At 56.9% G+C, this 20001-nt stretch carries 19 protein-coding genes; 9 read left to right on the forward strand and 10 right to left on the reverse strand.

The features are described from left to right. Both LG385_RS24440 and LG385_RS24445 read right to left on the reverse strand, forming a co-directional pair. The coding region (locus tag LG385_RS24440; RefSeq protein WP_225776409.1) for a transposase at positions 1 to 264 on the reverse strand (264 nt) is incomplete at its 3' end. A 473-nt stretch (positions 265 to 737) separates the two neighbouring features. Continuing rightward, positions 738 to 1838 (reverse strand): hypothetical protein, encoded by a 1101-nt coding sequence (locus LG385_RS24445; protein ID WP_225776410.1) that lies wholly within the window; start codon positions 1836 to 1838, stop codon positions 738 to 740. Between the two features lie 458 nt (positions 1839 to 2296). Here LG385_RS24445 and LG385_RS24450 point away from each other — a divergent pair, with 458 nt between their 5' ends. Beyond that, positions 2297 to 3610 carry a hypothetical protein gene (locus LG385_RS24450; protein WP_225776411.1) on the forward strand — a complete coding sequence of 438 codons (1314 nt, stop codon included), beginning with the start codon at positions 2297 to 2299 and terminating at the stop codon, positions 3608 to 3610. Positions 3611 to 3697: 87 nt separating this feature from the next. Here LG385_RS24450 and mobF read toward each other — a convergent pair whose 3' ends face one another. The 3 genes from mobF to LG385_RS24465 are packed head-to-tail and all read right to left on the reverse strand — an operon-like array spanning position 3698 to position 8647. After that, positions 3698 to 6739: a MobF family relaxase gene (mobF, locus tag LG385_RS24455; protein ID WP_225776412.1), complete on the reverse strand. Its 3042-nt coding sequence runs from the start codon at positions 6737 to 6739 to the stop codon at positions 3698 to 3700. A 3-nt stretch (positions 6740 to 6742) separates the two neighbouring features. Next, on the reverse strand, positions 6743 to 8299 hold the full coding sequence (locus LG385_RS24460) for a type IV secretion system DNA-binding domain-containing protein (RefSeq protein WP_225776413.1): 1557 nt from the start codon (positions 8297 to 8299) through the stop codon (positions 6743 to 6745). A 12-nt stretch (positions 8300 to 8311) separates the two neighbouring features. Next, positions 8312 to 8647 (reverse strand): hypothetical protein, encoded by a 336-nt coding sequence (locus LG385_RS24465; protein ID WP_225776414.1) that lies wholly within the window; start codon positions 8645 to 8647, stop codon positions 8312 to 8314. A gap of 455 nt (positions 8648 to 9102) precedes the next feature. On the opposite strand from LG385_RS24465, the gene LG385_RS24470 reads away from it, so the two are divergent. The 6 genes from LG385_RS24470 to LG385_RS24495 all read left to right on the forward strand — a co-directional run bounded on the left by LG385_RS24470 (position 9103) and on the right by LG385_RS24495 (position 15468). Beyond that, a complete protein-coding gene (locus LG385_RS24470; protein ID WP_225776415.1) occupies positions 9103 to 9549 on the forward strand; it encodes a hypothetical protein in 447 nt (148 codons plus the stop codon). A gap of 12 nt (positions 9550 to 9561) precedes the next feature. Beyond that, a complete protein-coding gene (gene stbB / locus LG385_RS24475) occupies positions 9562 to 10275 on the forward strand; it encodes a StbB family protein (protein ID WP_225776416.1) in 714 nt (237 codons plus the stop codon). 4 nt (positions 10276 to 10279) lie between these two features. Beyond that, positions 10280 to 10675, forward strand: a complete 396-nt coding sequence (locus LG385_RS24480; protein ID WP_225776417.1) for a hypothetical protein — start codon at positions 10280 to 10282, stop codon at positions 10673 to 10675. Positions 10676 to 11207: 532 nt separating this feature from the next. Continuing rightward, the gene (locus LG385_RS24485; protein WP_225776418.1) at positions 11208 to 11804 is read left to right on the forward strand and encodes a hypothetical protein; all 597 of its coding nucleotides are present in this window, start codon (positions 11208 to 11210) and stop codon (positions 11802 to 11804) included. Positions 11805 to 12003: 199 nt separating this feature from the next. Then, positions 12004 to 12855 (forward strand): SprT-like domain-containing protein, encoded by an 852-nt coding sequence (locus LG385_RS24490; RefSeq protein WP_225776419.1) that lies wholly within the window; start codon positions 12004 to 12006, stop codon positions 12853 to 12855. A 501-nt stretch (positions 12856 to 13356) separates the two neighbouring features. Then, complete coding sequence (locus LG385_RS24495; RefSeq protein WP_225776420.1) at positions 13357 to 15468, forward strand: hypothetical protein; 2112 nt, start codon at positions 13357 to 13359, stop codon at positions 15466 to 15468. A 163-nt stretch (positions 15469 to 15631) separates the two neighbouring features. On the opposite strand, the gene LG385_RS24500 is transcribed toward LG385_RS24495, so the two are convergent. Beyond that, complete coding sequence (locus tag LG385_RS24500; protein ID WP_225776421.1) at positions 15632 to 15889, reverse strand: hypothetical protein; 258 nt, start codon at positions 15887 to 15889, stop codon at positions 15632 to 15634. Between the two features lie 53 nt (positions 15890 to 15942). Further along, positions 15943 to 16269, reverse strand: coding sequence for a hypothetical protein (locus LG385_RS24505; RefSeq protein WP_225776422.1), 327 nt, complete (start codon positions 16267 to 16269; stop codon positions 15943 to 15945). A 728-nt stretch (positions 16270 to 16997) separates the two neighbouring features. On the opposite strand from LG385_RS24505, the gene LG385_RS24510 reads away from it, so the two are divergent. After that, positions 16998 to 17816 carry a hypothetical protein gene (locus tag LG385_RS24510; protein WP_225776423.1) on the forward strand — a complete coding sequence of 273 codons (819 nt, stop codon included), beginning with the start codon at positions 16998 to 17000 and terminating at the stop codon, positions 17814 to 17816. A gap of 252 nt (positions 17817 to 18068) precedes the next feature. Continuing rightward, entirely contained in the window at positions 18069 to 18206 is a 138-nt protein-coding gene (locus LG385_RS24515) for a hypothetical protein (RefSeq protein ID WP_225776424.1), read from the forward strand. Positions 18207 to 18301: 95 nt separating this feature from the next. On the opposite strand, the gene LG385_RS24520 is transcribed toward LG385_RS24515, so the two are convergent. The 3 genes from LG385_RS24520 to LG385_RS24530 form a co-directional block, all read right to left on the reverse strand. Then, positions 18302 to 18610, reverse strand: a complete 309-nt coding sequence (locus LG385_RS24520; protein WP_225776425.1) for a hypothetical protein — start codon at positions 18608 to 18610, stop codon at positions 18302 to 18304. Positions 18611 to 18654: 44 nt separating this feature from the next. After that, positions 18655 to 19254, reverse strand: a complete 600-nt coding sequence (locus LG385_RS24525) for a hypothetical protein (protein WP_225776426.1) — start codon at positions 19252 to 19254, stop codon at positions 18655 to 18657. An 85-nt stretch (positions 19255 to 19339) separates the two neighbouring features. Next, a complete protein-coding gene (locus tag LG385_RS24530; protein ID WP_225776427.1) occupies positions 19340 to 19744 on the reverse strand; it encodes a hypothetical protein in 405 nt (134 codons plus the stop codon). Between the last annotated feature and the right edge of the window lie 257 nt (positions 19745 to 20001).

The raw sequence follows: 20001 nt of genomic DNA on the forward strand, positions 1-20001 counted from the left end.
CTCATTCAATCGGATATGAAGACGCTTGAGCATCTGATCAAAAGCTCCGCAATCACGCCATCCCCGGAACCGTTGATAGATCGTTGACCAAGGGCCGAATCGTTCGGGCATGTCTCGCCAGGCTGCGTCAGAGCAAAGCACCCAGAGAATACCGTTTAGCATCAGGCGATCATCGGCCCGAGGGCGCCCGGTGCGCTGATTTTTGGTGAAGATATCTGCAACCAGATCCCAGGCTGCGTCGGGGAGTTCATACCGCTTTGCCATCTTGGCCTCCTGGCTTTAATGGCGGTGTCTTTTACAGAAAATCGTATTTCTTGGGTTTACGTACAGAGCCTAGATTATGGCCACCATTGCGCTCGACGTTTAGCGGTGCACTATCCCTGCCTTAGCCTTCGACATGCTTAGTGTATGAGTTTAAGTGCGAATCGTGGGAATCGCCTACAGTTTCTCGAAGAACCCACGTTTTTTAAGTCGATCCCCTCCGTGCATTCGACTCAGGTAGGTCCTACCTGACGGGCTGCACCTGTATCGGCAAGAAGTCACGATCTTTGAAAATTGTTTGGGGGCTAAAAAACATATTTGCCGAAGACTCTAGCTTCCGTCTTGAGCTTCAATAACTCGAGTGTCCGGTCATCAACTCGAAGGTGATGACGCTTCTGCGCCGCGGTGTACAAGCCGGCCAAACGAATCCTTTCGCTGGTAAAAGCGCGCTGAGCCGCGATCTTACCAGCTTCAGCCTATTTGTCGGCCGCTACAGTCGACGTCTTCACCGCATCGCTGGCGGCTTTTACCTGCGTCACGATGTTTCCCACAACTTCCGCATTCGTGGACAAGGTCGCGTTGTCGGCGATCGAGTTGACGCCACATGACGTGTGCATGTTCAAGCTGCCCTTTGGCGGGAGTGCGTAATAGACCACCTGATTGGGGTCCGCGATGACCGTCCCGAAAACCTGATATTTCAGCTCCGGCGGCAGATTGCCTAGTAGCTGGATTTGAACAGGCCTGCAAGCTGAGTCGAAGAAGGAATGAACGTTGGCAATCTTGGTGGCTTGAACAGAAGAAGCATTTACCGAGGTAGGGCCCACCCGTGCGTAATAGAAGATTATATCCATTCGGCTATATCCAAAACTATCACAAGCAGCATGAATTGTTGTGGTTTTGGTCATTTCCTTTATAGCATCCTCAAGCAGCACCCTATCACCATCATTCATAATCGTGGGGTCATAGAAATATCCGCATAATTCACCGCTTCGCCCCATGCTCGACAGCAACTGGTCACCATCAATCACAAGGGGGAATTTAACATCCAAAACGCCTTCTCGTAGCAGACCCCCTGCCACCGGCGCGGGCGCCGATGGGCTTCCACCAAGTAATTTATTGTCATTCAACAACCCGGCCCAGCTCAGCAGCAACGGCGCGGAAATCTTTGCTACGGCGCCCACGGCTTCCCACGCCTGCTTACGGTTGTCCACCACGTCAGTTCCGACCGAACTGACTACATTAGTGTTATCGCGCTTGGTCCACTTTAGAGTTCGACTGACAAAAAGCTCTTTTTTGACCTCAACTTCGTAAGCTTTGTCAGAATTTGCCGGTATCGAGGACACGGTAACGTTGCTCCCTTCCTGGCCTTGCGCATTCTTCTCTTTGGCAAGCCGGATATAGGACTTGGGTAGGTTGAAAGTCATGTTACCAAGAAACATTTGCTCGTTAAGTGGCTGCGTTTTCTGCTCCTTAGGTGGCTGCGTCTGGACCGGCAACGGCTTGTACGTAAGGGTCGGGGGCCTATCTGCGCATCCAGATATGATTACCAGTGCCAAAGAACTGAAAACCTTTTTCATAGCCACCCCCGCCATTGCGATGATCAACCTTCAGGTGAAGATAGCTAGCGGGAATGCGTATTCAACTCCGATAGCGCCGTTTAGTTTGAATCCTCCAGCGCCAAGCAAAAGCGGCGAGAGGCTGGCGCTCTTGTTCGACGGAAACTGATCGCGGCAGCTTTCCGACTGTTGCGCTGGCTCGCAATTTGGTTAGCCCTGGACGTACTTGGAGCTCTGTAGGCGGATGTACCCTAACCGCTAAGCCGTTGACTGAATGGTCAGGAGTTGTATGGATCACAAAAGACTCACAAAAGACTCACAAAAGACTCACAAAAGACTCACAAAAGACTCACAAATGGATTAGATTGTTGTATTATTTCGTCAGGCAAGTCTTGTATCTACTTAACGCTGGGCTCAGCCACAAAATTCTTGCGGCTGCTTATAGGATGAGACGGCGTGAATCTTTTCAAGGGGAGCTTATGAAAAATCTGATAAACCAAAACAGCTCAGTGGCTTACTACTGTCACTTTACGCAAACCATCACCTTAAAAAGGGTTGAAGAGCAGCATGTAAATGCTTTCTTACGTGCTCTGGAAAGCGAGTTTCCGGATGAGGAGATTGCTCTTGTCGAAGGCGCGCAAAACTTTATGCGTCCCATGGTCCATGAGCTGAGGCATTGGGCAGATATGAACTGTTCTATTCGCGGTCTGCAGACGCTCAGCAACATCTTTCTGTTTGGCTTCACGACAATCCACACCCTTGACCAGGATGTGCTGAGATCAAATCCATATCTTGCGAAGCTCAAGAAGGATTTGTCCTTGTCATTTTTTGTTGAAACCCATGATCCTGCTCAAGGAGAAGCCCGTTATCCGTGGCGTTTTGAAATAACGAATAGCATGCCGATGTATCATGAGATGCTGGAGCATGTCTCTGTCTGCTTTTTCTCTCAGCTGGACAAAAAAAAGGAAAAGCTGTTATTTAAATCTCCGATATATTTGGGTAGCCTGCTTGAAACTACTGCCTACTGCCAAGAACTGATAGATGCAGTGCCGCTGTTGCGGGGGTACAAAAAATGGAGCGATCTTTCTCCTATGTTTGAATTGGATGAGATGAATTTCATCAAGGATCCAAGCCTACCTGAATATCATTGTTTAGCTCACGCGTTTGCATCAGCTGGAGGCCAAGAAGACGTCATAGCGGCGTTTATGTTTGCCTCTGCGGTGGCAACCATTCTTTTACATATGCCTCGGCAGATGTTTCGGGAGAGCTGTAAAAAAGCGATATATTGGTCTGAAAAAAGGTTTCCCCAATCAGGTCTAAGAAGAAAAATGGAGATTTGCCCAGAGGCTGGGCTAATTTGCCATCTGTTAGACGAAATGGCCTTAGCGACCCGAAACGATTCCTCGAGCTTCGATGAGGATTTGGTATATGAATTGTTCCCTTATTGGAAACGAGAACGCTCGGTATTTTTTGAAAAAAGTCACGAAGAATTTAAAAAGTTCATCGACGAACATGTTAGGCATCACGGCGCTCCAAATTATTTTCCGGAGTCTATTCCTGCCCTCATAGAAAACAACCGCTATATTCTCGAGCAGCAATCTCTATGCCCTACGCTGCTCGGCCTGCCTAAGCGCCCTCCTATATTTTGCGGTGATGGTCATATTCTTGTAGGTTCACCAGAGTTTCAAAAAGTCATTGGGTTTTACGAAAAATATCCAATCTCTGATGTCGCGCGGGCTATGTTGCCTGCTGAATTGGCTCCTGGTTTGGTTCGACAAATACTCCCTAGATAATTTAGTTGAATCCTAGTTAACTCGTAACTAATAGCATTTTTTGACACGCTACCAGATTGAATAGTAGCGTGTCTTGAAACATGCGATCTATATTCCTATTTGATGCCCAGAATCGCCGCGGTCGTGAGACCTAGTGCGTTCCTGCACCTTGTCGTACTGCTTGTCTTCGCGCTTGAGCTCCTTGCCGATCTGCCGCTGGTCCTTGGCTACGTCGCGGTCCGCTTCCTTCGCCAAGTGGCGCAGCTGCTTGATTTCCAATGCGGCGTTCTTCTGGGCGTCCCGCTTCACCGACTTCGACAGGTCTTTCTCGTTATCGGTGTAGATGACTGCCTCGTGGCGCGCACGGCTGATGGCCACGTAGTACACGTCCTTGCAGGTTGTCGGCGACTTACTGTCCAGATTGATCAGGACGCGATCGCAGGTCAGGCCTTGTGCGCTGTGGACGGTCGAAGCGTAAGCCAGGCTGACGAAGTTCGCGGCCTTGCCAGTGAGCTCGATGTCCTTGTCCTTGGCCTGGACCGTGATTTTCCCGTACTCTACAGCCTTGACCTGGAACCGGTCGCCGTTGTCGATCTGCAGGTCCTTGTCGTTGCGCGTGATCTTGATCCAGTCGCCGGGAGCCAGCTCGGTCCGTTCCGGGTTGTAAACGTCAAGCTTGGTGACCCGACTAGGCGAAAACTGGATCAGCTGCTCATCCTTGTTCTTCACGGTGAGGCGGTTGCCTGGACCGGTATCGACAATGGTGTAGCTCTCGCCTTTTTTCAGGCCATTCGAATAATCCCTTTCCGGCACGATCACCTGGCCCGCTTCGAAATACCGGCTGTGCCGCCGTTCGGCCTGGGTGCTATCCACCCGTTCGTACAGGGTGAAGTCCTTCCCTTTGCCAACCAGATCAAGCGCCTCGCGAATCCCCTGGTTGAGCTCGCGCCGGCTGTCATTGGTGCCGGTAATGATCAGGGTTGTGTTGCGATCTTCGGGGGGCAGCGCCGTGAATTTCTCGACCATGCCTTTCAGGCGGGCTTCTTGATGGCTCTCGACCAATATCTCTGAAACCCGGGCCAGCGATTTGGCGCTCTCGCCATGTGCTGCCAGCTTTACCGCCTCGAGCAATTCGGGATTCTTCTGGCGCTGGATGTCCTGCAGGCGGCTGGTTTGCATGCCAGCCTTCTGCAGCTGCTCGAAGGGCTTGCCGGCCTCGACCGCTTTCGTCTGCGCGGTATCACCGAGGAACACAGCCCGCGCGCCGCTTTCCTGAATGACCTTCATGAGCGCCTGCATCTGGCGCGCTGGAATCACCCCGGCCTCGTCCACAAACACCACGGTCTTGTTATCCAGGCGCTTGTCCTTGGCGTGCAGAAACGCCGATACCGTGCGCGCTTCCAGTCCTTCGGCCTCAAGCGCCTTTTTCTGCATGCCATAGGGGGCCAGGCTGGTGACGCGATAGCCCTTTTCTTCGAGCAGGTCACGCGCCGCGGTCGTCATGAAGCTCTTCCCAACGCCGGCGAAACCCTGGACACCCATGAACTGGTTGGGCGATAGAGCGATCCGCTCAACAGCCTTGGTCTGCTCGCCATTGAGCGTTCGTGAGCTCAGAAATGCCTGCACCGCATCCTTGCTGATGGTGGGCTCGAAGCGGCCGCGCCCTTCGCGCTCCATCTGCAGGATGGCCTTCTCGCGCTGCATGGCAACCACAGTCGTGAAGCGCTCCGGCCCCAGCTCCAACCGACCGTGGCGGATACCGGAATCGACCAGCTGTTTTGCTTCGGCCGGCGAGCGGCCGCTTTGGATCAACTCCTCGACCCATTCCCGGCGGGTAAGCTTGGGGGCATCGCGTTCGGCTTCGCGCTGCAGGAAGGCGATGCGTCGCCGCTCATCATCCGACAGCTTCACTACCTGCCCCTTGGCTGGGCGCAGCTCCTCGGGCACGGCCGCCTCCTTGGCCTTTTTCAACGCCTCGGCAGAGACATACACCGGCTCTTCGCGGATCAGATGGCCCTGCGCTAAGCGGCGGTCAATGGCGGCCTGCACATCGCCAATGCTGACCACGCCCATGCCATGCTTGAGGGCGCTATCACGCAGCTCGGCAAAGTTGATGATGGCCCGGCGTTCGGTCAGGGAGCTGATCGCATGCTGCACGCTTTTGTCGGCATGGAATTCGGTCGGGTTCTCCAGCTGCTTGGTCGGCACAGAATTGCGCGACACTTCCGGGCCGCTGTGCTGTGCGCCAGGGCCTGACCACTCGCGACTGTGAAAATCAATCCCAAGGTCTTTAGCACGGGTTTGCCAGGTCTGGCGCAGGCTTTCCCGGTCAACGCCATCTCTCTTCTTGTCGCGGGTGGCCAGCGCCGCCTGGTTCTTCTCCGCCTGAGTTGCGGTTGTGCGGTCCAATCCCTTTTTGGCCAGCGCCTCTTCGATCTGCTGGCTGCGCGCGCTGAACTCGCGGATGTGCTCAGGCGCAAAATGGGCCAGGTCAAAGGTGCCATTGCGCTCGAATCGCAGCTGGAAACCCTCCTGCTGCAATTCCTTGGCGAGCTCAGCCTTGTAGACATTCCCCAGATGGCCGAGCGATTTGACCATTCCATCATTGGTGAGAGCCCGCCACTGGCCATCCTGACGCTGGGTCATGTTGAGGACGAATGCGTGCGTATGCAGGTCAGGGTCCAGGGCGCGGGAGGTTTCATGGCGAAACTTGGCCACGACCAGACTATTGGTGTGTTCGGAACTGGTCTTGCCTTTTACCGTCGTGCGCGCCATGGCCAGCCGTTCGGCTTCGCGGATCGCGGCCGAAACCGCTCGATCGTGCGCCTCGATGATTCGCTGATCACCGTGTACCAGCGCCTGCAGGGTGACGCCCTTGGGTGCCGAAAAGGTCAGGTCAAAACCCAGTCGTTCCTTGTAGGCGCCACCTGGACTCGAGCGCTTGAGCTGAGTGTGCTCATCCACTCGCCCGTCCAGAAGCTGGCGAAAGCGGCGCTCGTCCACGTCGCCGGCCAGCCCCAAGGCTTCGGCGCCCTTGCCTTCCCACTGCATGGCGCTGCCATCCTTGGCGTAGTAATCGTCTGCGCTGTCGGCGTAGTAGCTGACGACTTTGCCGGCCGCCTGGCGCGAAATCACAGTGATGTTGAGCATGGCTTAACTCGCAAAGGCTTGATGGCGAGAGACAAAGGCCGGCACTGGCGCCGCACGCTTGAACTCGATGGGCTTGTACTTGATTTTGGCGATCGGCAGGTCACCTGGGAAGGATAGATACCCCTGCAGATTGGGCAGGCGAGACAGCTCCGAAGGCAACACGATGCGCTCGAGCTTCAGGTCGTCACGATCGCTTCGCGTGCCGAGCTCGCCCAGCTTGTGGCTACGGCTGGAGCGGTGGCGCTCAATTTCATGCTCGCCGAGGGACTTGGCCACCATTTCCGCAGTGCTGGTGCCCATCCGGCCCGTGGCCAGCGCGACGATGGTCCGCATGTTGTTGACCATCGTTTCAGCCTGCTTGGGTCCGTACACATGCTCAACCTGGGTGTAGTTCTGGTAGCCGCAGACAATACGAAGACCTTTCTTGCGCCCTTTGGTCAGGCCCGGCCCAAGGCTGGGCAGACGGTTCAGGGATTCAAGCTCATCCAGGTAGAGCCACACACGGCGGCTTTCGTCTTCCGGCATGGCAAGGATCGAACTGATGATTGTATCCGTCCAGGCCGACAGCGAAGGTGTCAGCGCCGCTCGCTGTTCCTCTGTCCAGGTGATGAACAGGTTTCCCCCTTCAGGATCTTCAAGCCAGTTACGCAGCGAGAATTTACCGTGGGGCATGTTCAGGTGAGGTGCCAGCGCCTTGCTGAGGATGAAACGTGTGCTGCCCGTGGCGCGGTCGTTACCAGTGAACAGCGAAACCGCGCGGGTGCCTTGGCAGAATTCGGCCAGCTCATTGACCGGACGTTCGTTGGTCCATTCGAAAACCTGGGCAATGGTCGGGTTGTGCTGGGTGCGATACAACTTTTTGGCGACCTCCCGAAAGAGTAGCCGCCCATACTCGTTCCACTCTTCAGAGCCTTGGTCGCTGGATACCTGGATCATCGACTCGGCGTATCTTTCAAAATCATAATCTTCCCGAATCTCATTGAAAAATGACCATGCTTCAGAGCGGGCATCATACGGATTTAGAATCTTATCGCCCTTGCGCCAGAACTTTTTCAGGTAACTACCATCGGGGTCTAGAATAATCTGACGATCACCGCGCTTCATTGCGCCCAATATTATCTCATTGAACAAGGTTGATTTACCTGTGCCCGTGGTACCGGCGACCTGTATGTGCGTTGTTTCTGCCTCGTAGGGAATAGGAACGTCTGCAATGGTCACTTGTGGAATGGCTTCCTTGGTCTTTCTGGCCAAACTACGCTGCGTTACAAGTTGTGTGCCGCGATAGAATCTTGAAAAGCTGGCACCCGCGAATACTTGTTTGCTGAATACTACGATTGCCACTGCGATAGCCAGGCCCAGCGCCAGACCCACACCGCCTGCAAGTTTGAGCGGCCACAAATAAGAGCCACCGCTGAACGTGCCCTTGAACAATTCCGGCAGGACGCTGCGTACCGTCTGAGGCGTAAAACCGTAGACGGTTTTGGCGGTGACGAACCAGATAAACACGGGGGTGAGGATGAGCGAAGCGAGGATGGCTCCGCCTTTATGGCGCTGATCCATGAGCGGGGTCTCCTATGATTTTGACTGCCAGACTGGCAAGCCCAGGCGATCAACCTCGGCCTGAGCTTCACGTTGAGCGTTCGGTTTGACGGCCGTTCGCATGAGCAGAAGCATTTCGATCAGCATGCCCTGGGTAGCCAAATCCAAGCCGCTCGTTCGAGGCGACTCACCCTCGGCCGGGGCCGGATTTCCGATCCGTTCTACCATTTCCACCAGGTGGGCCAGCTCGTCTTCCCGGCTCATATGGCCGAACAAAACGTCCTTGATGTACTGCGAGACGTTGCCATTGCTGCGGGCTTCGAGCTCGTCTTTTTGGGCCGCGGTGCACTTGAATGTTATAGCCGGCACAGTGATTTTCCTTCGTCATACCGTGGTCATACCGCCAACACAGCAAATATAGGTAATACAGACCTATAAGTCATACCGCGAAATTACCGGATTTTGCCTCTCATTTGAAAAGGCTTTATTTTTCAAAGGCTTAGGCAAATCCGGTAATTGCGTATGGTGTATAGCTCGTTAAGGGGCCAAAACCCGGCTCTTCGTTAAGGGAAAACTGTCCTCAAATCCCCCTCGGAGGCGCAAAAAAGCGTCCCGAACCGCCCTTTCGCGCAGCGGAAGGGCAACAACCGGCAGAAAGCCCGACGCAGAGGGCAAATTGAGACAAAAGAGATTCAAATGTGAGTCATTTATTAGCCAAAAGATGGACAGAAAAAGCGCTTGCACCGCTTGGGTGAGACATTTAGAGTACAAACCAGAGACGAAAGGAGGTCATATGCAACCCGCCTGGAGATTCGAGGTGCCGCATGGGCCTCGGTGATTTGAAACCGAAGAAGGGTGCTGCCGTAGTGAGGGCCAACCTGGCCGAAATCGAGGCGGCCCTGGAACGCGGACTGACCCGTGAGCAGGTCTGGGAAGAACTCAAAAAAGAGCACCAGCTCAATCTGACATTCCACGCCTTTTATACATCGCTGCAACGTGCGCGCCGGGACAAGGCAAAGGTACATCCAGAAGCTCGCCCCCTGCCCCAGCCCACTCCAGCAAAGGCTAAGCCGGTTGAAAAAGTGGATTGCGCAATCCAGAACGCAAATGAATCAGTGACCGAAGAAGTGGATTGCGCAATCCAGAAAGAAGCAGAACAGGCGGCACCGTCGCCAGCAGAAAACAAGCGCAGGAACATGATTCGTTCCTCCAAAGAGATACGCGACAGCGCATCACTTGATTTCAATGACCTTGGCCAATCCAAATATTAAGCGAGGCAGCAGATGGCAACTCCCACAAAATTCCTGATGGTCAGTTACAGCGGCAGTGTTGGTAAAACGGTTGCTGCTCTTCACCTGCTCTACCCGCGTGTACCTGGTGCCAAATTCATTGCACTGGAAACCATCAACCAATCCGCCTCGGATTTGGGTCTGGCTGAAGTTGAAAAAATGCAAGGCAAGAAGGTTCGCGAACTTCTCGAACATCTGGTGTTGGAAGACGCTGCGATTGTCGATGTGGGCGCATCCAACATTGAACAGTTCTTTGCTGAAATGACCCGCTTCCATGGCGCCACTGATGAATTCGATCTGGTGGTCGTTCCGGTCTGCCCCGATGACAAGTCCTGGCAGGAAGGGTTGAAAACAGTAGAGTCGCTGTTGCAAATTGGCGTCGAAGCCGACCGCATCCGTATTCTGCCGAACAAGATCAAGGAAGACCCACGTGAAGAAATTCCGCAGGTATTCGAATACGCCAAGAAGAAGAAGATTCCGATGAACCCGGATGCCTTCATTTTCGAGTCCGAGGTGTACGGCTACTTGGCGCACCACAAGATGTCGTTCCGCGATCTGATCGGCGACAACCGCGACTACCGCGCCGAAGCCAAAGCAGCCACCGATCCGGCCGAGCGCTCCAAGCTTGCTCGCCTGCACAGCTGGACCAGCCAGGCCAAGCCGGTACAGGCAAACCTGGACGTGGCCTTCGACGCCCTGGTGGGATAAGCCCATGGCCCAGGAGCGACCAAAGACCAAAGAGGAGGTGCTGACCGAGCTGATTCTGGGCGAATCCAAGGACATCCTTGACCGCCTTGATGTAGCGATGTCGCAGATGAAGACCCTGCACAAGGGGCTGACAGATGTCGCGATCGCCGCCCAGAGCTCGGTTCAACAGGGCCAGCAGGATTTGGTGGCTGCCCATCATGAACTGGGCAAACAACTGGCCGATATTCAGAAGCATGAACGCGACCTGATCCTAAGCCTGTACAAGAAGCTCACCGCCGGCCTGTCCCGCGGTACCGCCGCCCGCCTCGGTGCGATGACCCTGGTTGCCGGCATCGGCGGCGCGGTAGGCGCTGCGGCCGGCGTTTACGCCGTCGTTCGGCTTCTTGGACTCGCGCACTGACTGCCCTCCCCGCTCCACCAAGGCCGCCCTCGAGGCGGCTTTTTTTGCCCGGTACAGCTGCGTATGCTTTCGCCACCTAGACGCCTACCCCAAAGCATGAGTGGCAGCGCTACCCAGAACATAAAGCCAATGAACATGACAGCTTGCAAGGGCAGCACATGGGCAGCGTTGTATCCGTCCATGTAAGCAGTGAAGGTAGCGATGAGTGCGAGGATGGTTTCGATCATAGGATGTATCTCCTAAGCCCCCCCAGTGGGGGTTAAAACAAGGTTCCTTGGGTTTGAATCTGGATTCGGCCGGAACAGAAACCGAGTCCTTGAGAGTCCCTAGCCGCGAGCCCCATACCCCCTGCCGCCCTCGATCATGGCCACTTGCCATCCGGCATTTGTCCCGCTACCTTGCGCGCACGACGAAGCGCCACTCGCCAAAAGGCGAATGTCGAAGAATTTCTATATTTTTTTTGCCTACGGACTTAGGGCTGGGTCTGCTGAGCGCCCGGGCGCGAGAGCTATTAGGCGAGGGAGCCACACATATGAAACATCTAATGCGCCTGCTGGCAGCAGTCCTCTGCACGGCTCCATTGTTATCCGGGTGCAACACAACCAACGGCGTTGGCCACCGCAACCCGGACTTCAGCGACTACCAAATGGGCCGTATAGCGATCGACGTACAGCCACGTAACGATGTCAGCGATATGGTTGAAGCGCAGCTGGTGGATGCGCTCAACCGGCGCGGGGTCAAGGCGTACAAGACCAGCGACATCACGCGGTTTGCCAAAGACTGGCCCGAAGCAGCCAAGAAGATTGCCGCCAGAGGCGGAAAAGAGTTGATGGTCGTGGTACTCGGGGATGGCCGCAGCGCGGCGGTGGCGGGTTACAACGCCAGCGCATACACCACAGGCAACACGACTTACGCTACGGCAACTCCTATGGTGGCGAACTTCCGCGACCTGGAAGCCAATGCTGTGATCTACGTCCCAGGCCCCAACGGCGGCGATGCTCAGGTAGCTGTTCAAGTCGACGCGAAGCGCCATGCCGGCGGCCTCGTCTTCACTCGCGACTCGAGCATGGCCGCTAACATCGCTGATGGGATCATCGAAGGGCTCGATACCGCAGGCGCCTTCCCGTAGAAGGCAGGATTCCCCGTGGATTGTTCAACCTGATTTCTGGATTGCGCTATCCACTAACTTGAAGTCGGGTACGCTTCTGGATTGCGCAATCCAGAATATGCAGCGAGAATCCAGTAACACCGCAACGCCCGGCCATAGATCTACCCAAGAGACGGTAAGCCAGGTGAATTGCCTTCTGCTCAGCCTCGAGGGCCGGCCAATGGTTCAGATCACCCCTACCATCGAGGTCTATACAGACCTGCAGCGAGCCTTCGCCCACTTCAACGCCACGCTTTTCGACGATGAACTGCCGGCGTGCATGATCACGCTGCAGCGTGAGAAGCGCACGATGGGCTACTTCTCACCGCAACGGTTTGCGCGGCGCTCCGGGGAAATGGTCGATGAAATCGCCATGAACCCCAGTTACTTTATCCTGTGCACGATCCACGAAAGCCTGTCGGTTCTAGCCCATGAAATGGTGCATATGTGGCAGTACCACAAGGGAACGCGCCCTACTGCGGGCTACCACAACAAGGAATGGGCCGCACGAATGGAAACCGTGGGGCTGATGCCCAGCAGCACCGGTGAACCTGGCGGCGACAAGGTGGGCTATGTCATGGATCACTACATCATTCCTGGCGGGCGCTTCGATGTGGCCTGCGCCCAGCTCGTCACCGAGCGCTTCCAGCTGCAGTGGTTTGATCGGTTTCCTCCCGAGCGGCCGCGGCCGGCCACGCCGCTGCCGCAGAGCGGCAAAGGCTACGTGGATGACAGTGATGACGAAGCCGACTTGGACATCGACCTGGATCTGGAAGGCGTTCAGATCGTCAATGAACCCATTTCGTCGCTGCGAGAGCCTGAGCCCTCCTTGCCCGATGATCTGGTGCAGTACCCTTCCGAGAACCCCAAAAGCCGTTCCAATCGCTGCAAATACCGCTGCCCGAAGTGTGGTGCGCAGGTCTGGGGCAAGCCGGAGCTGTTGGTGTCGTGCGACAGCGAGCAGCACGAAGGCTCGGCCAGGATGGAATTTGTCAGGGAAGCGCCACGGCCATTGCGCAAAACGCGCGCTTAGCGCTCTGCCGCTCCCGGCTGCAGCAGGCCGCAAGCAAGCGGAGCGCGCAGCCCGGAACGGGCGAAGGCGTGAGGGCTTGACGCCCCGAAGGGGTCAAGCCCGGGCAGCTTTATCGCCCGGGCTTGATTCACGAAAGCCCGACCCGAAGGGGCACGCTCAATATGCAGGCCTGCCGCGGCCTATCCGCATGAACAGAGCCGCTACAGCTCCCCGCCTCCACTGCATCTGCAACAGTGACCGGCACCGATCGCCTGAAAGCTCGGTGACTTGGTGTACACGACACAGAGGATGAGCACCCGTAGCCCGGGTGGTTCCAGGACAAACGGACCAGTGGCTGACCCGTTTGGTGTCAGCGGCCTTCGAAAGCCGCGTGCACTGACCGTCATCGACAGTAGTGCATGTGGGCAGGCCCAGTGCGCTCCCGAAAAGCTGGCCTGCCGCTATCATGCGAACAACCTTTTTCATTAAACTCGCCAGACGTGCAAGGCTCGAAAGGCGCTGTTGAGTACTCAACTTAGCCAGCAAGCCGACCTCAAGCACGCCTACTGGGCGGATGAAATCGACAGCATGGATACGATGATTGAGAAGGACTCAGGGATGCGTATATCCGCGGGGCAACCGACGCTGGGTGAGGTGAAGTGGTTCGGTGGACATAACAAGCAGACCGGCCGGGAAAATGACTATGGCTTCATAGCCGGACCGAACGGGGATGTGTACTTCCAGCGATCGCGCGTGGCGTCCCCCTTGGAATTTGTGTTGCCGGGCACAAAAGTCATCTTCCGCCATACGGAAAGCCGCAATGACAAACCAGCGGCGGGCTCGGTGCAGGTGGTCTCTCAGATACCGGAGACCGAACTTATAGAGCTGTTGCCGGCTTTTGCCTCGGTTCCACAAGACCTGTTAAGCATCCTCTTGTGCAGAACCACGTTATCGCCCTGTGAGAACGAGGCCCTTGGGGCAGTGGCTGTCCTTGCTGCAACGGCCATTGCTCCAGACGTCCTGGAACAATTTTGGACCAGATTCCCACCGTCCGGCCCAGATGATTCATTCTTCCCTCATGCACCCGCTTCCATACAGGCCCAGGTGTACAGACGCTATTATTGGAGCTTCCGGGAGCAGCTCGACACGCTATTTTCGTCAGTAATGGCGACGAAGGTATCCCTGGAAGCTGAAGCGGTCTATCCAGAGTTGGATGAGGCGGATGAAAGCATCGCTCAACACTGGGCGGGAGACAGTGAAAACGAAGCACTGATGGCAAAAATGCTTTCGGCCAGGGGAGCGGAAATAGCTGCCAGGAAGTTTTACGAGAGTATGGGATCACACGTAGAGGACATTTCCATACAGCAGCTAGGCGGTAGCTCCAACGATTGGACCACCCATGACCTGCTCGTGGATTCATCGGTCGCCATAGATGTGAAGAATGCGAGGCGAACGGTCAACGGGCAGCGGTTCTATGTCGAGCATACGGTAGCCAGGTTCAAGCTCGACCGTGACGACAGGCAGGTAAGAATAGCGGGCATTCTTTCGCCGTACCTCAATCTAAAATACGTCCGCAAGCCCGGCAATGCCAGTTTCAAGATCGGCAGACTGATATTTCTAGGCGAAACGAGCAGGGAGAGCATGGACCGGTTGGCCTTACTATTCGGCTCCTCTACCTTCGAGGTCGCCAGGGGCCACGAGCGCACAGTACCTCACTGGGTTTTCAGCTATCCAGCTGCGTGGTATCGAGCGTTACAGCAGGCCGTGAGCCGCCTCACGCTCGAATGTGAGTGGCCTGTCGACCAAGCCTGGAAGCATGTATTGAACGAATCGGAAAGAACCGCAGCCATTCCCGCTTTATGCCTGGCAGGCCAACCGCTGCCTGCAATCCTCTCTTCGGGTCTTAAGGATTGGCAGCGGGATTTTTATGCAAAGCTGCAACGGTTGCTGAAGGGAACGCCCAACCTGCCCGTGGTTTTTCTGGCGGTGCTTACGGATTTCCTTGAGCAACTGAAAAACGATACGCCCGGATTCTCCCCCGAGGACTATTTCCCCCTGCTCTTCGCCCAAGTTCGGTCTCTGGACAGGCCTTCCTACCCACTCGGTGCGATAGACCCGCTGGGTCTTGTCCGCGAACTTATTGGTACCCTGTCGATTCTCTGGGACAACCGGGAAGCGACGAATCTGAACGCCTTCAGCAGTTTCCGTTTCAGCGGTCTGGGGTTGCTGCAAGGCCGAGAAAGGAACCGCACGTCATGGAAGACCCTCGTCGCCTATTGTGGCGGTACGGCCTACAAGATGGACAGCAAAGGCCACGTCATACTCAACGCAGGCGGAGCGCCAGAGCAGATCAAAGGCAAATGTGGAAACGCACCGCTGGTCATAGGCGAGGCCGCCAACTGCAGGGCCTGCGGCAAGCTGGTGTGTAGCCTGTGCGGGTTTTGCAACCTGGATTGCCAAAAACGCGAATTCGCCAGAAGGGCCGAAGAGGCTAGAAGCACTCGCGCCAACCAGGCCTCGGCTCGCCCGGGCATACCTTTCAGTGGGGTAGGCGCCGCACCCAGATGGGAGGACATTCCGCTTGAAGCCTATGCAAATGATTTCAACAAAAAACCACACAATGGCATCAGCTAGCCACCCCGGCCCCCCCTGCTCACATTGGCACGACGCTTTACCCGCCGGCTGAAAGCTGGCTGCCGGTGGGGTGGAATCGCGGCCTACCCTACCCCGCACAGCCAGGCCAACCCCAGCGACCCAGCCTGTTGGGGGTACGCCCGGATGAACCGGGCATCCCGGCTTACAGGGCCTTGATCGTCGCCTTGGCCATGTCGCAGAAGGTGTCGGCCATGCCGTGTGCGGGGAACTCGGCAATGACTTCGCGTCGATCTTCACCGCGTACCTTGCCGACGACGGTGAACAGTCGAACGGATTCGGTGCGGTATTCGCGCGTTTGCAGACTGATATCGACCGCAAATGTTTCGTAGCGGGTCAGTGCGTGCGTGCCGGAGAAATAGAAAATTACCGGCTCGATGTACTCGGGGACTGTCTTGGTCATGGTCATCTACTCCTAGTAGATGCCCCGGAGAATCCGGGGCGGTTGAGGGATGGTTAGTGCTGCGCCGCCAGCTGCTTCAGAACCCATTTCCGTTCAAAGCATTCGGCCCGCCGAAGGGCGGCCGCATCGGTGGAAATGCCGCGCTTGCGCAGTGCTGCACGGAAAGCGAGCTTGTAGGTGAATTCCATGCCCTTTTCCTTCGCAGCCAGAGCGCGCAACAGCGTGGGTTCGTACAGGTCGCCATTGGCGCCGCAACGCATCCGGGTAACGGCCTTGATTTCCTCGATGATGAGGTCAGCGCTAAAGCGCTCGATCGGGCGGCCATGCCAGAAGGCAAGCAGATCGGCGCGGCTGAGGAACTGATCGTTGGGGATATTCATGATGAGGCTCCTTTCGCAGAGGGTGCCCGGCGCGGTTGCCGCCGCTGGTTCCGGGCGGTCAAAGCAGGATCGCTTTGACGGGTTTATTATCGCCCATCCGATTCTCTTTGTCCACTATATGTACAATCTTATTGTACTTTATTCATTTTTCAAATGATTGACGCACCGCGCTTTTCCGGGCTGCTCCGAGGCTGAGGCAGGGAGCGGTAAACAGACGCTTTTCAAGCGTGGCCGCGTAGCGGGCACTGCCCTGCCCCTTTTGCTCTGGAGCACGCTGCCGGCAGTGGGTCTGCTCGTCGGCGTCGGTTGGTCGCGGTAAGCCCGGGCTGTCCAGAGCCGGGCCGCGTGCCGGGGGACCGTGGAATAACGCAGGCCGCGCAGCGGACAAGGCTATGCCGCGAAAGCCCCTGGCACGAGGCGCGGCGGCGGATAGACCATCAGGGCGGCGCGAACAGCCGGTGCCGGCGAGCTTACCGGGTCAGCGCGAAGGACAGGCAAGCGGAGCGCGCAGCCCGGAACGGGCGAAGGCGTGAGGGATTGAAGCCCCGAAGGGGTCAAGACCGGGCAGCTCTATCGCCCGGGCTTGATTCACGAAAGCCCGGCCCGAAGGGACACGCCTTGGATCCTCAACCCAATGATGGCAAAATGCTAATTTCTGGCGCCAATGTAACGCCGCCATCCCACAGCACCCGGATCAGCTCGCTCCTGGAACAGGCAGTAAGGACTCTATGCACACCCTGACAAAATTACTGGCCGCCCTCGCCGCCTGTTCACTGGCTGCCGTCTGTTATGGCGATGATTACTCGGGCGCCTACCGCCTGCACGGTAAAAATACCCAAGTGAAGATTGTGCTCAACGTTCACGGCGACCAAGCCGAAATGGTTCGTTGGCAGACCAATCCTGCGCGGATCACCACTGTTCAGCAGATGAAGGCCATCAGCGTCGGGGACAAACTGTTAATCGACGACGCCGATGGGAATCGTTTGGCCCTGGGGCGTAATGCCGACGAACGCAGTCTCGATTGCCTTAACTGCAACGCGATAGATCTGCCAAAGGGAACGGTTTGGGACTATGACCCCAAAGGGCCGTATGACGTGCTCAAGCTGCTCAAAGAGCAAGCGGCCATGGATGGCGCCGTCCGTGAACTGGCCGCTCAAGCCGCCGTGGAAAAAGCGATGGAGCTGGCTCAACGCGAAGTCGAGGCACCCAAGCTGGGCCCATATGAAGGGGAATGGGTCTACCAGCGTGTTAGCAGCCGTGACCCGCTGAGTATCATGACCATTTGGCGCAAGAGCCAGATCAAGCAGTGGTCCTTCAACTTCCTGAGCCTGGACAGGCTCAGCCAGGGCACGCCGCTGTTTGCAATCACCGAAGCGGGCTTGAGGGTCGGGACCGGCGCCAAGTCCCACCTCTACACGCTGAGCGCCGATAAGAAAACCTTGGCCTGCGCCGACTGCGCCACGGTAGAGCGCTGGGCCAAATCCGATCCGAAAAAAGACCTGAGCGATCGCTATTACGCGCGCAGCGTGGCAGGCAACCCCCTATAGCAGTCCGCGCCCGCCACGCTGGCCAACCTGAAGAACCGGCAAGCGGAGCGCGCAGCCCGGTACGGGCGAAGGCGTGAGGGATTGAAGCCCCAAAGGGGTCAAGACCGGGCGGCTGTATCGCCCGGGCTTGATTCACGAAAGCCCGGCCCGGAGGGCACGCCCAAGGCCTTGCCCCGCGCTGATGTATGTAGAAGTGCCATCATCAAGAACCGCAGGCTGTGCCGATATGACTGCTATACAAGGAGCAACACTATGCAGTCCTACCTCTCGATCACCGGAGCCACCTACAAATCCAAGGCTGCACGCCATGTGGACACCTATTTGATGACCGTTGTCGGCCTAGCCGTGTGCGGTTGGGGTGCTTCGCTGGCCTGGCTATGGATAGCCTGAATCACGGCTTGCCCAGGGAGTATGCCCGGGCTGTTGGGGGTGCAAACCCCCAAAGCTCGGCCCGAAGGGCCGCGCTCCAGGGGCGCTGCATCCGCTCACGCAGGCTGAGCAAATCCGGACAGTTCGCTGGCATGCACCACACACACCGCTTCGCCCTGCGCATCGTACAAGCCCACCAGTGACATCTCCCACTCGTCAAGATACGGCACTTCGGTACCGCCCTCGTCGGTGAGCCGTATAAATCCCCCTGTGGGCAGCGTCAGGTACAGGGCAGTGCAATTGCCCCCTGTGTGTTCGGTTGCAAAGCCATAGGTGGCGGGATCGACCAGCTGCAAGCGATCCGGTGATAGAAACGGGTTGGTGATGATCTGTGATTGAAATTCGAAGGCTATGACGGGGCTCATGCAGGCTCCAAGGCGCGGCCTTGGCCGCGCGGTATGAGGTAGGTTCAGAGCGCCGGGGCAGCGCTGGTAGCCAGCAGCGCGGGCGCAGCCGCTTCGACGATGCGCACGGCTTCGGCGTGGGTCATGCTGATGCGGTCGGCGAAGCTGAAATAGTCGGAGCCAAGGCGCACATAGATACGCGTGATCTGGCCGCTGATGCGCTCGCTCATCTTGAACGATTCGGTAAATCCGCCACGGTACCAGCCGCACGGGGGCAGGCATTCGAGCGCTTCCCAGAACTGGGCCTTGGTAATCAACTCAGGCGTGCAGCGGGCGCGCCGGTCCATCAGCTCTTCAGCCTTGCGCCACGTCACCAGCACCATTTCCGGCCGCTCGATCTGCCAATCCTGCAAGGTCTTGCCGGGCTTGCCTGATACCCACTCGCCAGCGGCGTTGCGCACGGCCGCGCTGTAGGGGTAGCCGGCGCTTTTGTCGAAAAAGCACACGTCTTCGCAATGCTCGATCTTTTCGGCCGAACCGCGCCATACGTTGCCGTCGTCGTCATCAATGACGGTGACCATATCGGTTTCGGGGTCGTAGGCCGACACGGTGCCTTGGCCAAAGCTGGTGGTTCCGGTCTGGAACAAAACGGGATAGCCGATCATGAGTAATCCTCGCAGAGGGCCCGGCGCGGTTGCCGCCGCGGGTGCCGGGCTTGGTTTGAAAAGGGCGGGAATCCCGCCCAGGTGGTCACAGCGATGCAGGGGCGGCGTCGAAGCCAGGCAGCATGGATAGCGCCAGTTGCGCGATGTCGCGCAGTTCGCAGGCACCGAGCTCTTCCCGGTAACCGCCTCCTTCCTCGGCGGTCACTTCGTAAGTGCCGATTAACTTGAGCACTTCGACCGGGCTCACCAGTGCCACATCTGCCGGAATCGCGCACACGCCGAACGCCAGCGGGCCAGCCCCTTGGTAGCCCGGTTCATTGAAACTGGGTAGGTGATATTCGTTGTAACCGCAGATACTGAGGTCTTTCAGCATGTTGGCGATGTCCTGAGCGAGGGCCCGCTTTTCGGGCACGTCCCATTGTTCGCCGGCGGCGAATCGCACAATCGTTGCGATATGACGATCACTGATCTGGGGAATGGCTTTAGCCATGAATACAGCTCCTTTCGCAGAGGGCCCGGCGCGGTTGCCGCCGCTGGTTCCGGGCGGTCAAGGCAGGATTGCTTTGACGGGTTTATTGTCTCGCATCCGCCCTTTTTTGTCAACTGTATGTACAATATCTATGTACTATAAAACGGCTTAAATTGCTTGACGCCCGCGCCGCGCCGGGCTGCTCCGAAGCGGGAGGTGGGAGCGGGAAACAGACGCTTTGAGCGTGCCCGCATCGCGGGTACCGGCCTTTTTGCGAC

The organism is Pseudomonas sp. Marseille-Q5115 (assembly GCF_916618905.1).
GTDB lineage: Bacteria > Pseudomonadota > Gammaproteobacteria > Pseudomonadales > Pseudomonadaceae > Aquipseudomonas > Aquipseudomonas japonica_A.

Bases quoted from the DNA above. Each gene is read 5' to 3' on its own strand.
- LG385_RS24445 (WP_225776410.1), bottom strand. From the start codon at position 1,838: ATGAAAAAGGTTTTCAGTTCTTTGGCACTGGTAATCATATCTGGATGC.
- LG385_RS24450 (WP_225776411.1), top strand. From the start codon at position 2,297: ATGAAAAATCTGATAAACCAAAACAGCTCAGTGGCTTACTACTGTCAC.
- LG385_RS24515 (WP_225776424.1), top strand. From the start codon at position 18,069: ATGCAGTCCTACCTCTCGATCACCGGAGCCACCTACAAATCCAAGGCT.
- LG385_RS24510 (WP_225776423.1), top strand. From the start codon at position 16,998: ATGCACACCCTGACAAAATTACTGGCCGCCCTCGCCGCCTGTTCACTG.
- LG385_RS24500 (WP_225776421.1), bottom strand. From the start codon at position 15,889: ATGACCAAGACAGTCCCCGAGTACATCGAGCCGGTAATTTTCTATTTC.
- LG385_RS24530 (WP_225776427.1), bottom strand. From the start codon at position 19,744: ATGGCTAAAGCCATTCCCCAGATCAGTGATCGTCATATCGCAACGATT.
- LG385_RS24480 (WP_225776417.1), top strand. From the start codon at position 10,280: ATGGCCCAGGAGCGACCAAAGACCAAAGAGGAGGTGCTGACCGAGCTG.
- LG385_RS24505 (WP_225776422.1), bottom strand. From the start codon at position 16,269: ATGAATATCCCCAACGATCAGTTCCTCAGCCGCGCCGATCTGCTTGCC.
- LG385_RS24490 (WP_225776419.1), top strand. From the start codon at position 12,004: ATGGTTCAGATCACCCCTACCATCGAGGTCTATACAGACCTGCAGCGA.
- stbB (WP_225776416.1), top strand. From the start codon at position 9,562: ATGGCAACTCCCACAAAATTCCTGATGGTCAGTTACAGCGGCAGTGTT.
- LG385_RS24485 (WP_225776418.1), top strand. From the start codon at position 11,208: ATGAAACATCTAATGCGCCTGCTGGCAGCAGTCCTCTGCACGGCTCCA.
- LG385_RS24460 (WP_225776413.1), bottom strand. From the start codon at position 8,299: ATGGATCAGCGCCATAAAGGCGGAGCCATCCTCGCTTCGCTCATCCTC.
- mobF (WP_225776412.1), bottom strand. From the start codon at position 6,739: ATGCTCAACATCACTGTGATTTCGCGCCAGGCGGCCGGCAAAGTCGTC.
- LG385_RS24525 (WP_225776426.1), bottom strand. From the start codon at position 19,254: ATGATCGGCTATCCCGTTTTGTTCCAGACCGGAACCACCAGCTTTGGC.
- LG385_RS24470 (WP_225776415.1), top strand. From the start codon at position 9,103: ATGGGCCTCGGTGATTTGAAACCGAAGAAGGGTGCTGCCGTAGTGAGG.
- LG385_RS24520 (WP_225776425.1), bottom strand. From the start codon at position 18,610: ATGAGCCCCGTCATAGCCTTCGAATTTCAATCACAGATCATCACCAAC.